The organism is Microcystis sp. M53603_WE2 (assembly GCF_030065435.1).
In genome coordinates this window covers 1-2624 of record NZ_JASJFF010000884.1, presented here as the reverse complement: position 1 = coordinate 2624, position 2624 = coordinate 1, and the positions used below count along the sequence as shown (strand labels likewise).

Here is a 2624-nt window from a genome sequence, read left to right as displayed (position 1 = left end):
CTAGATACAGTCAACGGTACAGCCATTTTCAAAGGGAAAATGTACCCAGTAGCGTCTTTTCAATTTTTTCTGAGAAGCTCCAGGCAGTAAGGGTTTTGTTAATTTTTTAGTATTTCTGTATGGGGGAAGTCCAGTTATACCATAATCGCTGGAAGTATTGCAACCTCGTAAACAAATGAGAATTATTTTCAATAAATTCTTAAGAAAAGATAAATATTGCGAAATGTAAATTTTAATATGCTCAACTATTAACGGCTGTTTGATATAAAAAACTTATAATACTAAATCCGTTGAGTATAGGCTACATATCAGGACAGGCACTCATGCAAGAGGCAAAAGAGGGAATAAATAATCAGTTTTTAATAACTGGATTTAGTATAAGTAGGGAGGCACAATTATTTGTAGGATGGGTTAGCGGTAGCGTAACCCATGCGGGCGTTGGGTTTCATGCTTCAACCCAACCTACTGATCACTGATGACTGATAACTGATCACTGATTACTGATCACTGATTACTGATTACTGATCACTGAGACAAACTTTACACAGGAATGACAACTGCTGTTAAAGCGGCAGTAACCGCGTCCATCGGTTGATTACCGTCGATATGGTTAAGAGTGCCTTTTTGACCGTAATAATCTAAAACGGGGGCAGTTTGGTCGATATAAACCTGTAGGCGACGGGAGATCGTTTCTTTAGTATCATCTTGACGACCCCGTTGCATGAGACGCTCAATTAAGACCGTATCTGGTACAGCCAAATTGACCACAAATGTGTAACTATCGGCCAATTCTTCCAGTAATGCGTCTAAAAAGCTCGCCTGTGCCACCGTGCGGGGAAACCCATCAAGAATCCAACCCTTAGCACTGTCAGGCTGTTTTAAACGTTCCTGAATTAAACCTAATAACAACTCATCGGGGACTAATTCGCCCTTTTCCACATAAGCTTGTGCTTGTTGACCAAGTTCTGTCTTCTCTGTAATTGCTTGACGTAAAATTTCACCGGTAGAAATATGGGGAATCGTCAGAGATTCCGCTAATTTTGCCGCTTGAGTACCTTTTCCCGATCCGGGCGGTCCCAAAAATATCACACCGATCCGTTTGCTCATGGATTAAATATAGGGTTTTAAGGGAAAAAATAACCAGTAACCGGTAAAAGGTCACTGGTTAACTATCTAACTACTTTTTAATCATGTCCTCATAGCGTTGAGACATGACATAGGTTTGAATTTGTTTCGCAGTATCGATCGCCACCCCCACCAGAATTAACAGGGAAGTTGCCCCCAAACCGCGAAAAGTGGTGACACCGGTGGCGCTTTCTACTACAGTCGGCACAGTAGCCACCAAACTTAAAAAGAGAGCGCCCAAAAGGGTGAGACGATTCAGCACCCCTTCCAGATAATTAGTAGTAGCGGTCCCTGGCCGAATCCCCGGAATACTGGCCCCCATTTTTTTCAGGTTTTGGGACATATCCTTGGGGTTAACGATCAGGGAAGCGTAGAAGAAACTAAAACCGAGAATTAGTAAGCTATAAAAAGCCACATAACCCCAACTATCGGGACGCAGAGCATTAACCAACTGGACTAAAACCTGACCGACCGGGTTATCCGTGGGTAAAGCTTGCACCAATTGGAAAGGTAAGACCAACACTGCCGAGGCGAAAATAATCGGCATCACGCCCCCTTGATTGAGTCGTAGGGGTAGATAACTGGTTCTTTCCCGATAGAGACGACGACCCACCTGACGACGGGCAGAAACAATCGGAATCCGACGGGTTCCTTCCTGAACAAAAACAATGCCGATAATCATCACCAAGAAAACCAGCAAGAGAATCACCACTTGAGCGATCGCTTGTCGGCCACCCTGTTGAGCAAAAGTAATCGTATCACCGAGGGTTTTCGGTAAAACAGCGACAATATTCACAAAAATCAGCAAAGATGCTCCATTTCCCAGACCGCGTTCCGTAATCAGTTCCGAAATCCACATCACGAACATAGAACCGGCCACTAAAGCGAGAACCGTAGCAGCGATCGAGGGTAAAGTTCCAGCCACAACGCCGTTAGCGACTAATAAACCGAGAGTAATACCGATACTTTGAATAATTGCCCAACCAAAGGCAATATAACGGGTAATTTGGGCAATTTTCCGCCGTCCTGCTTCTCCTTCATTTTTCTGTAAATCTTCCAAAGAAGGAAGGGCAGCGGTGAGCAGTTGCACGATAATTGAGGCGTTGATATAGGGAAGAATGCCGAGGGCAAAAATCCCTAACGTCGATAATCCTCCCCCGGTAAACAGGTCAAGGATTCCCAAAGCGGCGTTACCTTGAATAATTTCTGCTAATCTTGCCCGATCCAAACCAGGTATCGGTACAAACATCCCAAAACGGAGCAGAATCAGTAAACCCAATGTAATCAACAAGCGACCGCGTAAACCGGCCGCCTGTGCCATTTGCATAAACGTTTCCTGTGCCGTGGGAGCCTTATCACGACTAACGACCATTAACAGTTACCTCTAGTGCAGTTTTTTTTATGGGAAAAAGTAATCGAGGGGGAAAACTTTCTCGATTTTTTTAAGATTTCCCCTGTCTTTCTTATGATATAGCAATCAGGTCTTGGGGGTTGGGTGT

At 44.1% G+C, this 2624-nt stretch carries 2 protein-coding genes; both read right to left on the bottom strand.

Going from position 1 to position 2624, the window contains the following annotated elements:
• Positions 1 to 540 precede the first annotated feature (540 nt).
• On the bottom strand, positions 541 to 1107 hold the full coding sequence (locus tag PX481_RS18795; protein WP_002757589.1) for an adenylate kinase: 567 nt from the start codon (positions 1105 to 1107) through the stop codon (positions 541 to 543).
• A 70-nt stretch (positions 1108 to 1177) separates the two neighbouring features.
• Positions 1178 to 2497: a preprotein translocase subunit SecY gene (gene secY / locus PX481_RS18790; protein WP_002757587.1), complete on the bottom strand. Its 1320-nt coding sequence runs from the start codon at positions 2495 to 2497 to the stop codon at positions 1178 to 1180.
• Positions 2498 to 2624: the final 127 nt, after the last annotated feature.

What these genes read in the sequence shown, in the direction of transcription:
- secY (WP_002757587.1), bottom strand. Translation starts at nt 2,497, where the DNA reads ATGGTCGTTAGTCGTGATAAGGCTCCCACGGCACAGGAAACGTTTATG.
- PX481_RS18795 (WP_002757589.1), bottom strand. Translation starts at nt 1,107, where the DNA reads ATGAGCAAACGGATCGGTGTGATATTTTTGGGACCGCCCGGATCGGGA.